Origin of the sequence: Neorhizobium fuzhouense (genome assembly GCF_042611105.1) — a bacterium.
Classification (GTDB): domain Bacteria; phylum Pseudomonadota; class Alphaproteobacteria; order Rhizobiales; family Rhizobiaceae; genus Neorhizobium; species Neorhizobium galegae_A.
The window spans coordinates 98320-117898 of the sequence record NZ_JBHFFP010000011.1 but is presented as its reverse complement, the minus strand read 5'-3'; the positions used below and the strand labels follow the sequence as shown (position 1 = coordinate 117898).

Genomic DNA, 19579 nt, shown 5'->3' with positions numbered 1-19579 from the left:
GACATCCTCACTTCTGGAAATAATCTTCGCTGCTCTTGTGGCACGAAGGTCGTTGCTGCGGGAGGCCAGCCCATCTGCTTCCACAGATTGCTGCCCTCCCACACGGGTTCAGGTTTACGGCGCCAGAACGATGGCTCCATTTTCATCGCTTTCCACCTCCTCGGCACCGACGCTCGTGCCGCGGTTGACGATGCCGACCCGGCCGTCCTGCAGGGCACGCAGCGCCCGCAGGTAAAGGTCCGCATCCGGCACCACCGGCATCAGCGCGGCCACATCGATGCGGGCATTGCGCATCTCGGTGTCCAGCACATTGCGATGGGCATTGCCGCCGTCGTCGATATAGTTGCCGGCCGTCGCCATGATCCGGTAGCGCGACGGATAGCTGGAGCGGACATCGCGCAGCACCACATCGAAGGCACCATGGATACGCACCTGACCGCGGCCGCCGTCGATCCAGGAACCCTGCGCTTGGATGACGCTGTCCTGAAGCGTGCGGATATTGATGTCCCCTGCCCCTTCCGCCGTGAGGTCGGACGTGGCCGCGATGAAGACATTGTGCTGGGCCAGAATGTTCATGGAGCCTTCCGCGGTATCGATATCGTTCTGCAGGAAGACATTGCCCTGGCGGCTGACGATCCCGATGTCGCCGTCGCCCGCGGTCCGGACGGTCTGCAGGATTGCGTCGCGACCGGCCAGCAGATCCACATCGCCGGTTCCCCCGTCGATGATGGCGCCCAGCGCCTGGGTCAGCAGCCCGGTGGTGGCATCAAGGCGAATATTGCCCGCGCCGGCCGCCGTCACGTGACCGGCATCGGCAAGCGTCAGGTCGGTATAGGCCGTCACGCTGATATTGCCTTCTGCCGTGCTGATCTCCTTGTTCAGGTTGATCTGACCGGTCAGCGCCGCCACGTCGATATTGCCGTTGCCACCCGTCAGGATGCGGTTCAGCACCGCATCCGTACCGGCCGACAGCGAAACCGACCCCGTGCCGCCGTTGATGACGGCAAGCGCGCCCTGGGTCAGCTGGCCAGTTGTGGCCGTCAGCGACACGTCGCCGGCACCGGCCGCCGTCACGTTGGCGGCATCGGCGAGCGTGAGGTTCGTATGGGCCGTGACGCTGATGTCGCCCTCGGCGGTGCTGACTTCCTTGTTGAGATCGACCCGGCCCGTCAGTGCCGCCACGTCGATATTGCCGTTGCCGCCCGTCAGGATGCGGTTCAGCACCGCATCCGTACCGGCCGACAGGGAAACCGACCCCGTGCCGCCGTTGATGACGGCAAGCGCGCTCTGGGTCAGCTGGCCAGTTGTGGCCGTCAGCGACACGTCGCCGGCACCGGCCGCCGTCACGTTGGCAGTATCGGCGAGTGTCAGATCCGTCGCGGCTGTGACGCTGATCGAGCCTTCGGCGGTGCTGACGTCCTTGTTGAGGCTGACCTCACCGGTCAGCGCGGCCACATCGATATTGCCGTTTCCGGCCGTCATGATGCGGTAAAGCAGCGCATCCGTACCCGCCGTGATCGCAATCGACCCTGTGCCGGCATTGATGACGGCGTTCTGGACCTGGGTCAGCTTGGCATCGGCCGAGAGCGCAATGTCGCCATCGACCGCGGTAACGGCCTCTGTCAGCAGGTCACCCGCCGTCGAGACGCTGATGGAAGAGCCCGCGCCCACGCTGCTGTTTTCCAGCGTCATGCTGCGGCTGTTTTCAATCGCCACGTCGCCGCCATCGACATTGGTGAAGGTCAGGCGGGCGAGATTGGTGGCGAGCGCCGTGTCGCCGCCGATACCGCCATGGGCCGAAAGCGTCACGCCTGCGGTATCGTCGGAAACGTCGATATCCTTCAGACTGTCGCCATTGCCGTTGATCGAACCACCGGCATCGACGACAATGACATTGTCGCCGCCCTTCGTGCTGACGAGGTTGCCCAGCACGACATTGCCGGCCGCGCCGATGTCGATGCCATTGCCCTCAGCATCAATGGTCGAGCCTTCGCCCATCACCAGATTGGCATCGGTGCGGAACTTGGCAGTGCCGTCACGCGAGATGACCTTGCTGTTCTCTTCGAAGGTGATGTCGTCCGGCGCGAACCAGTCGATGACGCTTGCCGAGAAGGTCTGACCCGCCTCGACCAGGATCTGGCTGGCTGAGACGATCTTCGAGAGGCCGCCGACGACGGCCTCTTTCACCGTCACGGGAAGATCCGGGGCATAGACAAAGGAATCGCCGGGCGTCTCTACCGAGATCGAGCCTTTGACGCGCGTTGTCACGTCGAGATCGGCGCCCTCTGTGCCGATGCCGTCGCGGGCGAAGAGCTTCACATTGTCGCCGTTGATCTCCACGCCCTTGTCGTTCAACGCATCGACGATCCGGCCGTCATTGGCCTGCAGGTCGAGCGTCGGGCCGGCCGCATCCTGCAGGCGCAGATCGCCGGTCTTTTCCAACAGATAGGCCGAACCGTCGGTGCGCAGCTGCACATAGCCGTCATCGGTGGTGTCGGTGACGAAGCGCTTGTCGGCGGTTCCGAGATTGTCCCCGGCGGAGGAGAGGATCAGATTGCGACCGGTCGCGTTGGCCGTGCCGTCGTCATTGGCGTTCAGCAGGCTGCCGGAGGTGACAAGCTGCAGCGTTTCGCCGACCGCAATCGTCTTCACGTTGAGGTCGCCCTGGCTCTGCAGATAGGCATCCTGACCGGCGGTTACGCTGACGGTGCCATCGGTATTGATCGACACGCCCTCATGATTGGTCAGCGTGACCGTCCCGTCGTCGTGGTACTGTACATCGCCGGCCTGGGCGGTGCGCATCTTCTGCATGTCCGCCAGGGACATCGTCTTGTCGCCGTCAGCGTTGAGCGTCACGCTCTGGCTGGAATCGCCGATCGTGCCGCTGACGTCGATGTTGAGGCTGCCGGCCTGGATATTGCTGGCGAGCGTCGAACCGGTTGCATTGCCACCCACGACCTCCGCATTGACAGCCGAGAGGACTGCGTCGCGATCGAGCGTCAGGCCCTGCGTGTTGGCGGTGCGTTCTGCATCCGTCAACTGGTAGGTGAAGTTCTCGTCATAGGTGCCTTCGGCAGCGGCGCCTAGCTTGTCATGCGCGTCGTGATAGAAGGCTGTCTGCTCCGCCTCATACGCTACAATGTCGGCATCGGAGAAGCCGTTGGCCTTGAGCGCCGTCCGGTCTGTGTCCGACACGTGGTAGACGAAGTTCTTGTCGTAGGGGGCGATCGTGCTTTCGGTCGCAGCGACGCGCGCCAGGCTATTGGTGCTGCCGGAACCGGCACCCCGCATCTTCCAGTAGGCCTTATACATCTGCGTCATCTGCTCGGCCTTGGCATCGTTGACGAGTTCGGTCTCACTCTGCGTGTAGGACGCCGTACCGACGCCGCGGCTGTCGAGATAGCTTGCGAAGCCTGCGTCGTAGGCTGTCAGATCGAGGGCATCGTCCTTTCCATTCAGCAGATCGCCATTGACCATCAGCGTCAGGTCGCCGGCAATGTCGATCGTATCGACGCGCAGGTCGCCGGACACTTCGCGGATGGTGACCGCATTCGGATCCTTCGTCTTGACGCTCAGCGTGCCACCGTCCGCCGCATCGGTGTCCACGTCCAGTCCGTTGTCGGCGACATTGGTGAGAATCTTGCCGGTCTTGCTTTCAAGCTTAATCCGGCCCGCCGTAACCACCGAGCCCATGTTGGAGGCGCGGAAATCGATGTCGCCGCGCGCGATCAGCGTCAGGTCGCCGCCATTGGCCGTCTTCGCCGTATCGACATTGACCTGGCCGAGGCGCAGGCCACCCGCAACCTCTTCGAGATAGAGGTTCGGTGCCGTGGCATTGACGATGGCATTGTCGCCCGTCTGCTCGATGCGGAACGTGTCGGTGGCCGAGCTGCCGATGCTGGTATTGCCGGTCAGCGTGACGTTGTTGGCAATCAGCACACCCTTCTGGCCGTCCTGTTCGGCCGTGTAGATTCCGCCCTGATGGCTGGTCAGCACCGTTTCGCCAGTCACGTTGCGAACGGTGCCGCCGATCAGGACGTCACCCTGGCTGTCCACGGCGATCCGTCCGGTATCCTCGCCGAAGAAGCCGATATTGATCGCCTTGTCCGCCTTCACCGAATAGGTCTGGTTGCTGTGGTAATAGATGCGGTAGTCCATCTTCGGACGGACTTCGTAGTCAAAGCAGATGCCGAGAACGCTGGTCTCGCACACCGTCTCGCTCTGGAAGTTCTCCACCTCGCGGCCCGTTTCGGTGACCTGACGGGTATAGTGGAATTCGGAGCTATCGGAGGTGTCGACGATCAGGGAGCCGACTGGATCGCTTCCATAGGTCGGGCTCGACCAGCTCTGATGGTCATCACCCCAGCGTTCCCAGTCACCGCCGGTCAGCTTGTTGCGGATCCAGCTGTAATCGGCAGAGGTCCAGTCGGCGCCGTTCTGGTGGCTGATGATGTCGTTGACGTCATCCTCACCATCGCTCTTGTCCTCGTGGTGCGAGTAGAACTGTTCCAGATCATAATAATCGGCCGTTACGGTCCACTTGTAGCGCTGGCCGGCCATCGGATCATAGGTCGCGGCTGCGGCGCCTGTTGCCACCTGCGTCATCGCCACGCCGTTCGTCAGCTGGTTAGAGGTATTCTCGTACTTGACGATATCGCTGCCGACGCGGGCCCAGCGGGTCTGCAGGTAGCTGCTGTCGGCCGTCTGGTAGTTGTGGTCGTTGAAGACGATCGTGCCTTCTACGCCATCGCCGGTGTCGATGTCGCGCAGTTCGAGCGCGCTGGTCGACTGGTTGGTGATGTCGAAGCGGGCATAGCCGTCCAGCGCTTCCACCTTGCCGCGGCCGGTGCTGGCGATGCGCCCTTCGATCACGATGGTGCCGCCTTCCGCCTGCAGGTTCTTCGCGACGATGTGACCGGTCGCGTAGTCGTAATAGAGCGGAATTTCGGCAAGATCATCGATCGAGATGCTGGCCAGCTGCTCGCGCGTTGCCGTCAGCGGATCGAAGCCGAGGCCCGCATTGAGCTGATAGTAGCGATCGGATTCGCTCTTGGTCTGCTCGTAACGGGTCTTCTGGTTGCTCGACAGGGCCGAATTGACCTGCGCCTGCGTCACCGTGGTGTCGCGGCCGCTGACGCCCGAGCGGATGGTGCCGTTGATGTTGACCGCCGCGGCCTTGATATAGATGTTGCCGAGCGCTTCGATCGAGCCGGCAGCACCCTGCGGCGTGCCGGAGGACGACAGCTTGACGTCCGAATTGGAGGCCGTCTGCGTGTTGTTGTAGGAATTGGCGAGGTTGCTGTACTCGCTGATCGGATCGTTGCCGAGGTTGATGTCGTCATCGCTGTCGATACGGAAGTCACGACCGGCCAGGATGGTCAGATCGGCCGCCTGAACGCGCGCTTGCAGCGACACGGAGCCATAGATGTTGGCCAGCGTCACCGAGCCACCGAGATTGCTGATCTGGCCGTTGACGGTCAAATCGGCGCCGGCGGCATTGGTGCTGACGACGGAGAGCATGCTCTGTTCGGTCGGAAGCGCGTAGTTGACCGTGCCGAGCAGCGCCGAGCCGTTCTGCTTCACCTGCGTTCCGTTGACGTAGAGCTTGCCGCCGACGAGATAGGGGATCGACAGGCCGGTGATCGACAGCGCGTTCGAAGAGGTGTTGACCACGCGCAGATCCGCGTCGCGCGGGGTCACGATGGTGCCCGTGCCGATCAGACCGCCATGGTTGACGCCCGTGCGCAGCACCACGTCGCCGAGCGGCGCCTCATAGTTCACGTTCCACGTATTCCCGGACTTGCTCACACCCTTGCGCCAGTTGTAGCCCTTGCCGGAGACGGAGTTCGCATCGGTGCCGTCGATTGAAATCCAGCGGGTGCGGTCGGCACCCGTTTCCAGCGTGCCGTTGAGATTGACCACCCCGGCCTTGCTGGATTTGCCAACGCCCTTGATGTCCATGAAGGCCGTCAGGAAGCTCGTTGCGGAATAGTTGCGCACGTCGATATAGGCCGTGGCACCGCCCCGCAGGTCGTCGGAGGCCCCCGCATGCAGGTTGTCGGCCGACTGGACCTTGCTGCCGCTGGCAATGTTCAGGAGGTTGTGCTGGTCGCTGGTGGCGCGCGAGATATTGTCGCGCGGAATGCCGATGGCAGCCCCGATGATCGAAACGACCGAGGAAGCAACCGTATTGTTGTTGATACGATAGCCGACAAGGCGATCGCCCGCGAGCGCCGTCGTGTTGTCGGCCGCCACATAGTCCTCGCCGGCGCCCAGGAAGACGTCGCCGTAGCTGGTCACGGTGGCATTGGTGCCGATCGTCACCACGTTGTCCGAGGTGGACGCGCTGACCGAATCAACCCGCAGCGTGGCGCCAAGGCCATAGGCCGAGCCGTCGCCTGAGGTCGAGATGTTGGTGTCGGTCACGGCCGAGGCTTCCAGGTGCTCGCCGGCAAACAGCGCGGCCGAATCACCCACCGTGACAAAGGACTGCGCACGGTCGCCGGTCGTTCCGGTGTGGGTAAACTTCGTCTTGCCCGTGGCGGCGGCAGCCGCACCGGCAGAATCGATGGTGATCACATCGTCGCCGCTGACGTTCGCCATCGACTTGATGGTGAGGTCGCCCGCCGAATAGATCTGAGCATTGCGGCCGATCGCAACACCGGTATTGGTCTTGACAGTAATGTCCGAATCCACCTCGGCCACGGCAATTGCGCCATAGGCCTTCAGGTTGAGATTGGTGCCGCTGAACAGGTCCTTGGCGATTGCGTTACGGGCGAGGATCTGGATGTTCTCGCCATTGCTCTGATCGTCATAGGTCTTCGAGACGATCTTGCGGTTGTCGCCGATGTCGACCGTCGAGGAGCCTGCCACGTCGTAAACGGTGGTGCCGTCGCCGCCGCCCACCAGGCCGACGCCGAAGGAGTTCATCTTGCCGTCGAAGTGGCGTTCGTGATCGGCCTTGATGATGATCGTGCCGGTCGCGCTGATGTCGTCACCGGTCGTCACCGTTCCGAGATCGCGCAATTCGATGGTTGTCGCGCCGCGGTCGATCACCTTGGCCATGGAAATGCCGGCCGTATAGATGCCGCCGGACACGGCGAAGCTCTCCGCCGTGGCGCGGGTGTCGCTGTTGGCGAGGATGGAAATATCCTTCGCATTGATCGAGGAGCCGAGGACGATGCGGCTGTTGTTCTCGTTCTTCGTCTGCGCCACATGCGCACCGAGCGACAGGGCGCCGACGGTGATGCCGATGATCTTGGTCTGCAGCGATGCCTCATTTTCAGAGCTGATGTCGACATCGCCGCTGCGCGCAGTGATCTGGCCATAGCCGAGGTCGACAAGGGTATCGTTGCCCGTCATCGCGGCGATGTTGCTGCCCTGCGCTGCCCCAATGCCACCGGCGGCCGCCAGCGCGAAGCTGTCGGCGCGCCGATAGGTCGAGCGGACGAGGCCGATATATTCAAGTGCAGTTGCAACGGCGCTGCGGTCGCCGGCGATCGTGCCGAGCGTAGCGGAACCGGCCAGACGACCGACCGACTGCAGGTCGCCGACGAGAGCGGAGATGTCCACCGCGCTGCCGGTCAGGTGATGGTTGTTGCCGGCCAATACCGAGGCATCGCCATAGCTTTCGGCATAGGAATGGACATAGCCGGCCGCGACCGCGCCGAACGCGATGCCGACAACGTTGGAGACCGACCAGCCGAGATTCTGAGCCTCAAGGTTGAGCACGCCGGCCGAGTCGAGCGTCACGTTGTCGCCGAGCTGCACCGTAGCGTCGCTGTCTTCCTCGATTTCAGAGACCGCCGCCTGGCCAGCCACGGCACCACCAGCACCCGCCAGTCCGTCAACCGACATGCGGAAGCGCTGTTCGGCCAGCACGTCGAGATCGCCCGAGAGGGTCGTTACCGTCGCACCGTTGCCGATCGTCGTGAAGGCGCCGCCTTCCAGTTCGGCGCGCGTATAGGAGACGCCAACACCGACAAAGCCGCCCGCGATACCGATGGTGGTCGCGGCCAGATTCTGCTCGTTTTCGGCAATGATCTGGGCCTGGGAGGCGGTGACCTGAGCCCCGGCGCCGATCGACGTATTGGCCGTGTTGCGCAGGCGGTTGTAGTTGATCGAGCCGGCCACGCCGACAAGACCGGCCGCCCCGGCAAAGTTGACCGCCTCCAGCACGGAGACGTTTTCTGCATCCATCGAGAGCGTGGTGCCTGCGGTTACGCGGGCATTGTTGCCGATGGCGGTGATTGCCGAGGATGAGAAGTCGTTGACGCCGACGGTGAGACCGACGCCGACCGTTCCGCCCACGCCGACCGTTCCGGCCAGCTGGTAGACGCGTCCGTAATCGGCAGCGGCGAGACTGACCGCGCGGCCGGCGACGACCTGAGCGCTATCGCCAATGGTGGCGGAGGTGCGGTCATGACCGTCCTTGGTCAGCATGGCCGAAACGCTGGTCGCGTCACCGGAGAGGCTGGAGGCCGTGGCACCATTCGCCTTGGCAACGGTCGCGTCGAGCGAGGCATTGCCGCTGCTTTGGATACGGCTCGCCGCGACCTTGGAGAGAACACCGTCAATATCGGCAGCCATGCCGCCGCCATCGACAGCCGAGGTACCGTCATTGTTCTGGTAGCCGTTCAGATTGCCGGAGCCGGTGCGGTTGATGACCACCGCGCCGCCGACGCCCACCACGCCGCCGACGCCGCCGGCAATGGTGTTGGAGGCATAATTCTTCGCCGAGACGGCATCGATATCGACATTGCCGCCGGTATAGACCTTGGCATTGCCACCGATGGCCGCGTCGGTCTGGTTGAGGATGGTCGCCATGTCGAAGCTCACACCGACGCCGACCGTGCCGCCGCCGCCGAGGCCGCCGACCAGGCGATACATGTCGATTGCGCTGGACGCTTCAATCTCGACATCCTGGCCGCTGCCGGCCGACTGGAAGGCGGCATCCTGGTTGATGCGGCCATAGGCATAGGAGGAGATGCCGCGGCGGGAATCGACCACGTTGATCGAGGCGCCGACGCCGACCGTGCCGCCCACGCCACCGGCGACGATGATGTTGCCGATATATTCGCGGGCGCGCGCCGTGATGCTGGTATCGCCGATTGCATTGATCGCACCGGAGGCGCCGAGAACGGCGGAGGTGGTGCTGCTGGCGACGGCAACGTTGATCGCACCGCCGACGCCGGCCGTGCCGGCCACGCCGATCGCACCGACCACTTCGAGATGCTGCGAGCTTTCGCGCGCGCTGATGGAGACGTCGCGATAGGCGTCCGCGCGGCCGTCGAGGCGGGCAAGCGTCGTTCCGGAAATCGTCGTCACGTTGACCGCAGCACCCACGCCGGCTGCACCGCTCGACGCACCCATGGCGAAGCCGGCGACGCCGATCTGTTGCTGGCGCCGGGCGGCGAGTTCAACGTCCCGCCGGGCCTTGACCACCGCGCCGCTATCGACGACGGCTTCGGTCGTGCCGCTGAAGACGTTGACGGTCGCGCCGCCGCCGACGCCGGCCGTGGCGGCAGCGCCGACCATACCCGCAAAGCCGATCATGCGGCCCGTCGACTGGGCACTGATGATCGTATCCTGGCTGGAACCGTAATCGCCAAGCGTCGCAGCCGTCAGACCTTCATTGATGCTGGCGCCGTTTGCGACATGCGCCGTCACGGTATTGCTGAACACGCCGACATCCACGACGCCGCCGACGCCGGCAGTCCCGGTCGAGGCACCGACGGCCAGCGAGATGGCGACGGCGCGATGATCGCCGTTGGCGGTCATCACAAAACCCTTGGCGGTACGCGTCGTCGTCGGCATGGCGAGCAGCGCATCGCGCTCCGCCTTCGACTTGCCGACATCCCCGAGCGTATCGAAGGCTGCCTTCACGTCGTCGGCAAAGGCAAGGCCGGTATCTTCCAGTGCCTCGAAACTACCGACAATGCCGGTCCGTTGCGATTCCTTCGCCTCATCCACCTCCTGCAACTGCTGGAAGGTCACAACGTCGCTCTCCAGTCCGCGTGCCGTGACGGTCGCATTGCTGCCGACCTCGGCCAGCGTATTGCCGAGCACGACCAGCGAACCGACGCTTGCGCCGACGCCGACATTCTGGCCGGCGCCGATGCCGCCGCCGAACTGCAGCAGGCTGCTGTCATCGGCCGCATCCAGCCAGACATTGCCGTTGGCCGTCACGGTGGCACCTGCGGCAATACGGGCGGTCACGTCGTTATCCAGAACCAGAACGGATACCGTTCCGCCTGCGCCCGTGCTCTGCGTGCTAGCGGCGCCGGCGCCGGCCAGCTGGCGGATATCGTTGGAGGAGCGCGCGGCAATCTCTATGTTGCGCGCCTCGGCGTTGCCGATCTGCGCTTCCACCGTCTTGTTGACGCCGGTGCCGGGCATTGTGAGACCGAAGGCGGCACCATTCATGGAGAAGGCAATGGTACCGGCGATTTCCAGCACGTCAGACGTGTTCTCTGCCGTCACCGAGACATCGCCGTTCTCGGCCGTCAGCGTCGACGTTGCGTCTGCAACGGCGCGCGTGGTGCTGTCGACCACAGTGACGCTCAAAACACCTGCACGGCCACCGCCGGCCACCGGCACGGACAGAAGCCGTTCGCTGGTGGCGGCGCCGAGATTGACGGAGCCGTCAGTCGAGGTCACGGTCACGCCGGAGGCGAGCAGGCTCTTAGCCGAAGAGAGCTGCGTGTTGCTGACCACGGTGGCGGCAACCGGATTGGCGCCGCCGAAGCTGACGCCGAGTGCGCCGGCAAAGGCAAAGGCCTCAATGGCATTGCGCGAGGTAATGTTGGTATCGTCGGCCGAGGTGATCGACACGTTGTCCGCGATCGATGTCTTGGCCGAACTCTGGAAGGTGTTGGACGCGATGTTGGCCGCAACCGTCGTCGAGCTGGAGCCGGACAGCGAGGCAACCGCGGTGATCGACATCGCCTGCGTCTCGGCTTCGGAGGTGAAGTCGGCCCCGCCGCCATTGGCGACGAAGACGCCGCCCTTGCCAACAGAGGTCAGCACGTCGTCCATCACCACGTTGACGGCACCCTGCACGCCGAAGGTGCCGCCAGAGCCCGAAAGGCTGACCGTCAGCGAACCACCGATACCCAGCATTTCCTGGTTCATTCGGCTTTCGACATTGATCGTGTCGGCCTCGACATGGGCGCGATCGCCGATCGTCACCTTCGTGACGCCGTTGGCAACCGTAATGCCGAGCGCGCCGCTGAAGGAGGCCTGCGTGCTCTGGCCGGCGGCCGCGGCGGCGATCACCTGGTTGTGCAGCGACTGCGTCACCGCCGGATCGGCCTTGCGCAAGGGTGCGGCAAGGTCGCCGCCCAGCAACGGATCGACATAGTCGAGCCAGGTGGTGGAGGAGGTGACGCCGTCATCGTCTGACCCCACCCAGGCCTCGGATGGCATCAGAACCTTGGCGACGATATCGGCTGCGCCCTCCGTCTGAAGATCAAGGTCGGTGCCGATGGTGGTGGTCACGGAGCGGCCGCGATAGATGATCGAGCCGACGGCGCCGCGTGCCGATTTGTTGACGCTCGTCCCGGTGCCAAGCGCGGCAGACACGCCCCAGGCCTTGTTGGCGACCTGAGAGCGGTCATAGGCGCCGATCGTCGTGTCGCCGGTCGCATTGATCTTGACGCCGTTGCCGAGCGTCGTCGCGGTATCGCCGAGATAGACGGTCGCGGCAAACGCGCCCGTCAGCGCGGAGCCCTTGCCGCCGGCACCGGCGATGGCTTCGGCAGAATAGGTGAAATCGGGGAAGGTTTCGTCGAGAACCTTCTCGCCGTTTTCGAGAATGTAATTGCCGTCGTCATCGGTCTTGTAGACTAGGAGATCATCGACATTGACGCCCGTATTGAACCGGCTCATCGCCTGGACAGTCACGTCGCCGGCCTGCGTTGCAGCGGTGCCCAGCACGACTTTCTTGCCGATATTGGCCGCCACCGTGGTGTTGATGACGTTGATGCTCATCGCCGCGCCGGTTGCGTCGTCGCTGAGAACGGCTGCACCGGAGGCTTCGACCATCGACATGGCATCATGGTCGGCAATGACGCTGATTGCGCCGGGCGTTTCGATCTTCACATTGTCGGAGACGATCGCCTTGGTATCGTGATCGGCGAAGTTGAATCCGACAGCCGCAGCAAAGGCCTGGGTGGGTTTGGCATTGTTCAGTTCTTCGGTCGTGCTGCTGACCTTGTCATAGGTGCTCTTGAAGCGGTCGGCGGCCCGGCCGAAGATGCTGGTGTTCGGATTGCTGCCGTTGGTGCCTATCAGCAGGTTGTTGACCGAGCTCTTCAGCTTCGAGGCATAGGCTTCCACCGGCGTGCCGCGCGCAGAGGCCTCGGCACTGACCACTTCCACCGTATCGGAGGTGGCGGTAACCGCCACATCGCCGGTGGCACGGATGGAGGCAGACAGCGTGGCGGTCGTGTCGAAATCATGCAGGTTGATGGCACCGGCAGCGCCATCCGCCGCCTGGGCACCGGCCGCCTTGCCGTCAGCGGTCGCCTCGGCCATGGCCTGGGTCTTGGCGCTGACCGTCACCGTATCGGCATAGATGTAGCCGTCGGCGAGAAGCGCCTCGAGGTCCGCATCGGCATCGGCGGCACGCAGCGTGCCGGTGCGCGTCGTGCCGATGGCGGCCGAGACATCGCCATAGACAACGTTGATCGCCGCCGCAGCATCCATGGCGGTGGCAGCCGATTCGCTCGCCTCCGGCGAAAGGCTGAGGATCTCGCCCGAGGGGCCGGTACCGGCCACGCCCTGTGCACTGGTGCGGACCTGCGCATCAGTGGTGACCGCAAGATCGCCGATATCGACGATCGCATTGTCGTCGCCGATCTTGGACGTGACATCGATGGAGCCGATATTGATGCCGATGCCGAAGCCCTTGGCATCGCCCTCTCCAGCGGCACTATGACCTTCTGTAAGTTCGGACTGACGTTGTTTCACGCGGGCGTCCAAATAGCCGGCGATCAGCGGCGTTGCCATCTTGGCAATAGACAGGCCGAGCGCGCCGCCGCGCATGCCTTCGGTGGACTCGTAATAGCCGAGCAGGCCGTCCTCGCCATCGAAGAACAGGCCATTGGTGCCGTTGGCGGCGTTGCCTTCGGCTTTCAGCGTCATGGCGGCGGCCGAGTTCACAGAAACGGCTGGCTTGTCGTCGCCGCTGGCGATCACGCCGGCGAGATCGGACTGGTTGGCTGCGTCGTAAGCAGCCTGCGACAGTACAGTCACATTGTTGCCGACGGTTGCCTCATTCTCGAAGTCGACGATATTGAGGCCAAGCGCGATGATCATCTGCTTGCCCTTCAGGCCGGACTTGCCGGTGCTGCGGGCAAAGAAATCACTGGTGTCGTCATCCAGCGTCTCGTCGCCATTCTCATCAGTGCCATAGGCCTTGGTGGCGGCCTCGACGGTCAGGCCATCCTGACCGACGATGATCGTGCTGCCGGAGCCGATCAGGGCACGGTTGTCCTGGTTGGCAAGGTTGGCGGCCACCGACAGAACTGTCGCGCCGGCGCCTTCGTCGAATTCCGAATTCGACGTGACGGTTACATCAGCGTCAGTGACATTGTAGGCGCCGACCGTCACGCCTTCGCCGCGCAGCGTCAGGTTAGAGGCGGTTTCCGCCAGACTGTCGAAGGAATTATAGGAGAAGCCGGCGCTGAGGACGAAGTCCTTCTTGCCCTGCTCCTTCATCACGCCCTGCGCGTCTTCTTCCGCGCTCATGGCCTTCTCGGCCGATTCCATCATCGAGGCGCTGTTGCGAAGGGCGCTCGCCACCATTGCGACGTTCAGAATGGCGCCGATGCCAAGCTTGGCGTTGGAAGAAGTCTCATCTTCGTCCCCCTCGTCTGCCGGCGGCTCGCCTTCCTCTTCCTCATCGCCGAGGTCGTAGCCGGCAATGCTGGCAATCAGGTCGAGCCCGTTGGTCACGGCGTTGCTGACGGGCGCCACCGCGCCACCTGCCGTCGTGCCGATCAGGTAGGTTGCCACCGTATTGGCGCTCGCTGCCTCCACGGTCAGCGCACCATCGGCCAGCACGCTGCGCTCCAGGCGCGCGCCGGTGTCCAGCATCTGGATGCCGCCGGAGAGCGTGATCAGGTTGGCAGAGGTGGCGTCCCCGGACATCTTCTCCGGCGTCGCACTTTTGTTGACGATCTGGAAGGAGGTCTCGTTGCGGGCGCTGACCGTGACGTCGCCGCTCGAGGCCAGGGTGTTCTGGGCATTCGACCCACCACCGGAGCCTGCCTTCTCGGCAATCTTGGCCGTCGTTTCGCCGAGCAGCACGTTCACGCCGATGTTAAGGGCCGTGCCGCTGGAGGCAGATTTTGCGCTGCCGCCGTTCAGCGTCGCATAGGTGCTGAGCCCGCCTTCCATGCCGGAATGCGCAGTCACTGCGATATCACCCACCGCGCCGGACAGGACGCCGTTCGACACTTCCGAACCGACCGAGGCTCCGCCGCGAAGCTCAGCCTTGGTGTTCTGGTCGATCATGTTGAAGCCAACGGTATAGGTGGAACCGAGCGAGGCAACCGGGTTCGCGGCTGCGGCTTCCGCTTCCGTCTTCGTTTCCTCGACCTTGGCCTCCTGGGCTTCCGCCTTCTTCAGGTCGGCATCGGCCGCGGCAATCTTCTTGTCGGCTGCAGCCTTCGCCTCGGCTGTCGTCGCATTGGCCTTTTCGCTCTCGGCGGCAGCCTTGGCGGCCGCCTTCGCATCGCGAATTTCGGAAAGTTGATCGGCAAGGCGCCCCGTCGCAGCTTCCTGCGCCAGCACCGCCATGTCTTCGGCGTCACCGGCTTCCATATAGAGGACGGACAGCACGTTCTCCGCGCCGATCGACAGCGCACCGTCCTCCGCAAGCTTCAAGGCGGCGTTATCGACATAGGCCTCCACATCCCGCATGGAAACGCCAATGCCGATCGCATAGGTGTTGGCCGTCGCATCCGGCGCTGCCGCGCGGGCATTGGCGATGACGCTGCGACCATTGGCATAGTGCCCGGCATTCATTTCCTCGCCCCGGAACTCCAGATATTCGACTTCTTCGTCATCCGGATCCGTTGTGGTCTCGAACTGCGTCGCCTGCACCGAAACGGCACCTGCATCCACTGCGAGCGTGCCGCCGGCGCCATCGATGAGGGCGCGGTTGGAGATGTTCTCGTAGGAAAGATTGAGTGACAGCGAGGTAGCGCTGCCCCCTTCGCCTTCGTAAGCCACTTCGCTTGCGACGGAGTTCATGGTCAGCGCATTCGAACGGCTTTCAACGTTGAGGTCGCCGCCGGCGGTGATGCTGACGGATTTTCCGCCATCCGCCGTCACTTCCGCCGAGCTGTTGTCAAGGGCAATCAACGCGCCTGCGGCCGCACCCCAGACCTTGTCCTTGCCTTCCTGACGCTTGCCGGAAATCCCGGATTTTTCGCCCCAGGCAGCACTATAGACGGAGGCCAGCGCATCGATCGCTGTCGCGGCATCCTTGGTAATTTCCCAGTAGGTGGTGATCTTGTCGCCGGTCTCGTTGACCTCGCCATCGTCCGTGAAGAATTCGTCCACCACGGCCGTGACCACGCCGTCCAGGAGGTCGAGAATGTTGTCGGTCGCGCTGTCCTTCACCGACAGCGTTCCAGCCTGTTCGGCGCGCAAAATGCTTTCGGTCTGGACGTTGACATCACCATTGGTGGCGGTCACGTCGGAATTATGAACGCGGGCAACCGCCTGGTGATCGGTGAAGTTGAAACCGATGCCGAGCGCACCGGTGGTGGAGCCACCGGCCAGTACGTTGAAGGTGTTGCTGTTGTCGCTCAGTGCATAAGCGCGGACATTGACGTCCTCGGCGGCCGTCAGCGTCGAATTGTCGACATTGACCGTTGCATCATTGGTGAGAACGCCAACCGAAACGGCAGCCGCATAGGGAAGCGAAGCCTGTCCGAAGGTAATGTTGCGCGCGGTCGCGATCGCCTCGACCTCGGCGCGGCTGTCGGCCGTCAGGCTGACGCTTGCCGTGTCGCTGGTGATGTTCGATCCGTTCTGCACATTGACCGTGGCGCTGGAGAGCGCGACGCCTACGGCGGCATCGAAGGGAATCGGAATGGGTAGAACGCTGTCGGTCAGGAGGTCGCTGGCGAGCGAAACGGTCTTGGCATTGGCTTCGACGGTCACATCGTCCTGGGCGGTGAGGCTCGAATTGTCGATCGTGACAGAAGCGGTGGCCTTGTTGGCCGAGGAGAGCAGATAGGGGCGGTTGACGTTGAGGCTGAGATCCTCGACCACCGAGGAGGCGGTCGCGGTCACGTCCAGCGTGCCATCTGCTTTGATGCGGCTGCCTTTAGTGATGTTGACGCTGCTGAAGGCCGTGCCGGTCTGCACGAGGAAGGCGACGGAATCCGACTGTTCGTCGCTGGCGGCGAGCGCCACATTGTTGCCGGAGATCGTTGCGTTTTCGAGGTTGATCGTCTGACCGGAGAGGGTCACGTCGCCACCGGCATAATTGCCGCTGCCTTGGGCATAGATGGCCGAACCGCTCTTCAGGTCGATCTTGGCAGCCGTTAGTTCGACATTGCCTGAGGCACCGGTGGAGGCAGCGTTGGCATGGCTGTTTCGATCGGTCGCGCCGCCCACCTGGCGGGTGGAGAGGAAGACGTTTTGCGCCAGCGTGATGCTTTGGCTGGCCTGAAGGCTGAAGGTAGTGCCGGCCGAAATGGCGCCGGAATAGGCCCCGCCGCAACCGAGGCAGGTGTTGGCGGCAATGACGATCTGGGCCGGATCGATCAGCACCTTGCCGCCTTCGCCGAAGAAGGCGGCGGCTTCCAGCGTGCCGCCGGACAGGGTCGCGACATTGCGGCCGCTGAATTCGATGAAGCCGCCATTGCCCGACACGTCGCCGCCGAGCGCCATCACCGAGGCGTCCGCCGCCAGCTGTGATTCGTTCTCGGCGAAGATGACCACCGAACCGCCGTCGGAGTTGGCGCCCTTGCCGCTTGCCGAAATCAGGCTGCCTGCCTTCACCGTCACGTCGTTGCCGGAGCGGATGCTGATCGAGCCGGCATCGCGGCCGTTTGCGCCATCGGCGCGGATGCCCGCGCCGTTGATCACGGTGTCCTCGACCGACTGCACCACGATCTGCGGCGCAATACCGGCAGCGCCTGAACCTTCCACGGTCAACCGGCCGGAGAGATCGACATCCTTTGCCGCCACCGTAACGTTAGACTTCGCCTGCACGACGCCCGCGACGTTGACGATGCCCTTGCTGTTCTTCTGCAACGCGCCGAGCGTCAGAAGCGAGAGCGCGTCATTTTGCGCCGGCGCGCGACCGGTCTTCAGAAGCTGATCCACATCCTCGGTGGAGGGGGTGGCGAGCGTGATGCTGTCGGCCCGCAGGATGCCGCTGGCGCCGACCACGATGCCGTAGGGGTTGAGGAAGAACACATTGCCGCCGACATGGCCGTTCTTCAATGTGTTGAGCTGGCCGTCAATGTTCGACTGCTTGTCGTGGACGACGTTGATCAGGTTGGAGACGGTCGAGGGAACGATCAGATTGACCGTCTGCCCGGCATAGACGTCGAAGACACTGAAGGAGTTGTAGGCATTGTTGCCGTTGATGGTGTTGGTCGAGATGTCGACCAGGCCCTCACGGATGGTGAGCGAAGTTTCGGTGCGCGTGTCGGCTTTCTGGTCCAGCGCGATCATCTTGGGTGCGGTCGTCGTCTGGCCCGCTCCCAGCAGCGAGATCGTGCCGTCGGCGCCGACCGCGACCGACTGCGCCCCTTTCTGCAGGCCATCCGTGTTGACGACATGCTCGAAAATGGCACGCGAGGCTTCGGCTCCTTGCCGCACCGTGCCGTGGATTTCCTGGCTGGCCGAGCGGATGATCAGCTGGTCGCGGGCATTCACCTCGCCCAGAATGCGCACGCTTCCGTCCTTCGACAGCGGGATCTCGCCGCGCACGGCGGCATCCACCTGCGCATGGCTGATTGCGCCGCGGTTGTCGATCAGGCCATCGACGAAGTCGGAGGTCGGTGTCTGCAGCGTCAGGCGGCCCGTATTGACGACACCGCCTTCACCCACCACCACCCCGTGGGGATTGAGGAAGTAAACGTCGCCGCCGATCTCGCCGTGCTGGTAGCTGTTCAGGATGCCGTTGATCGAGGTCTGGGTGTCGCGGACGATGTTCAGCAGACGGTCGGCGCCCTCGGGCACATAGAGATTGACCGTATTGCCGGAATCGACGTTGAACTTGGAAAACGAGTTCAGCGCATTGCCATTGGCGATCGTCTTCGTCGCCACGTCCGTCACGGCGCCGTGCACCTGCAGCGAGGTTTGCGTGCGTCCGTCGATGACGATTTGCTGCGCGTGCACGAGGAAGGGCTGAAGCGCCAGACTTCCTGACACGACAGTGGCCGTCAGCGTGCGGGAAAAACGCGCAAAACCAGGATACCAGTGACGAGACCGATCAACCATTTTCAAAGAACCCCCGGCGCCGCCCAGCATCGGCCGCACCTTCTCAATTTTTTCAATCGGCCAGTATATTTTAGTAATAAATAATACTGATCCGATTCCACCCGATGTTTCTAGAGATACAGAGTTGAAAAATGGAAGTCTAGATGCGGATGTGGTGAGGTTTCAAATATTTGTTGTTGTTTTATAAGTACATATTTTAATAGACTGAATAGTGTATTTTTGAAGACGTCACGCTAAAGCTGCGTTCTCCGGTCGGTGACAGCCATCTCGGCGCTTGTCGCACACCGCGGATATGCGGGTCGTGCACGGACCATCGCAGCCCCGCCGACCAGAACTCAGAGGTTCTTCCGCCTCATGAAAGTCAGTCAATTGATTCTATGAGATTTTTTAAGTGCCAAGCCCGACTTTAGTGAGTCGTGGCGGTCGGCGAGCGTCCGCAAATAACGCCGCAGGCACTTCTGCTCACCCTTGCCAAAATGTGCCGATTTGGGCCAATATTCTCTACTCTAGACAAATGTATCGAATGGCGGGTGGGAAATATTCAAAATCACGCAATGATTCCGAATAAAATACTTATTTTTACTTTCGGCTTTTAGAATTGTTACTTTTCGCGACCGTGGCCGGCAATAGTCGGATCGTCTCTGCGGTCGTATGGTGGATGGATTGACCAGGCTTCCGACGCAGCGCCGGGTATCCTCGCTGCTCCTTTTCCGAGCATGGCGCATCGGATGCATTATCGCCGAGAAGGGCTGTCGGATCGCATTGAGGTTCGGCGAAGATGGAAACAGGAACCAGAGGTTTGCACTTGCCGCTTCGATCGCGCTTCGGACGGCGGGCCGAGGTCGCCCATGAGATGGCCATGTCACCTGCCTTGGGGTATGAGCAAACCGCCGTTCGACGTCAGCGCGAAGCACTCACCGTTGATCTGTCCGTCATTGACACAGCGTCCTGCCAGCCAGCCTTTGCTCAAGGCGCCCGGGAATGTCAGCATGCGCCAATAACTGCGCGGGCATCGTGAGGGGATCAACGAGGGCGAGACGTGCACATCGGAAGCAGCTGAGAATTAATCGGCGTTTCGACGGAAAATCCGATCGGCCGGTGG

At 62.9% G+C, this 19579-nt stretch carries 1 protein-coding gene; it reads right to left on the bottom strand.

From position 1 onward, the window contains the following. Positions 1–114 precede the first annotated feature (114 nt). Positions 115–18477, bottom strand: a complete 18363-nt coding sequence (locus tag ACEXP3_RS18760; protein ID WP_377298598.1) for a leukotoxin LktA family filamentous adhesin — start codon at positions 18475–18477, stop codon at positions 115–117. Positions 18478–19579 lie beyond the last annotated feature (1102 nt).

Excerpts from the sequence above, each read along its gene's own strand:
- ACEXP3_RS18760 (WP_377298598.1), bottom strand. The coding sequence starts at position 18,477 with ATGGTTGATCGGTCTCGTCACTGGTATCCTGGTTTTGCGCGTTTTTCC.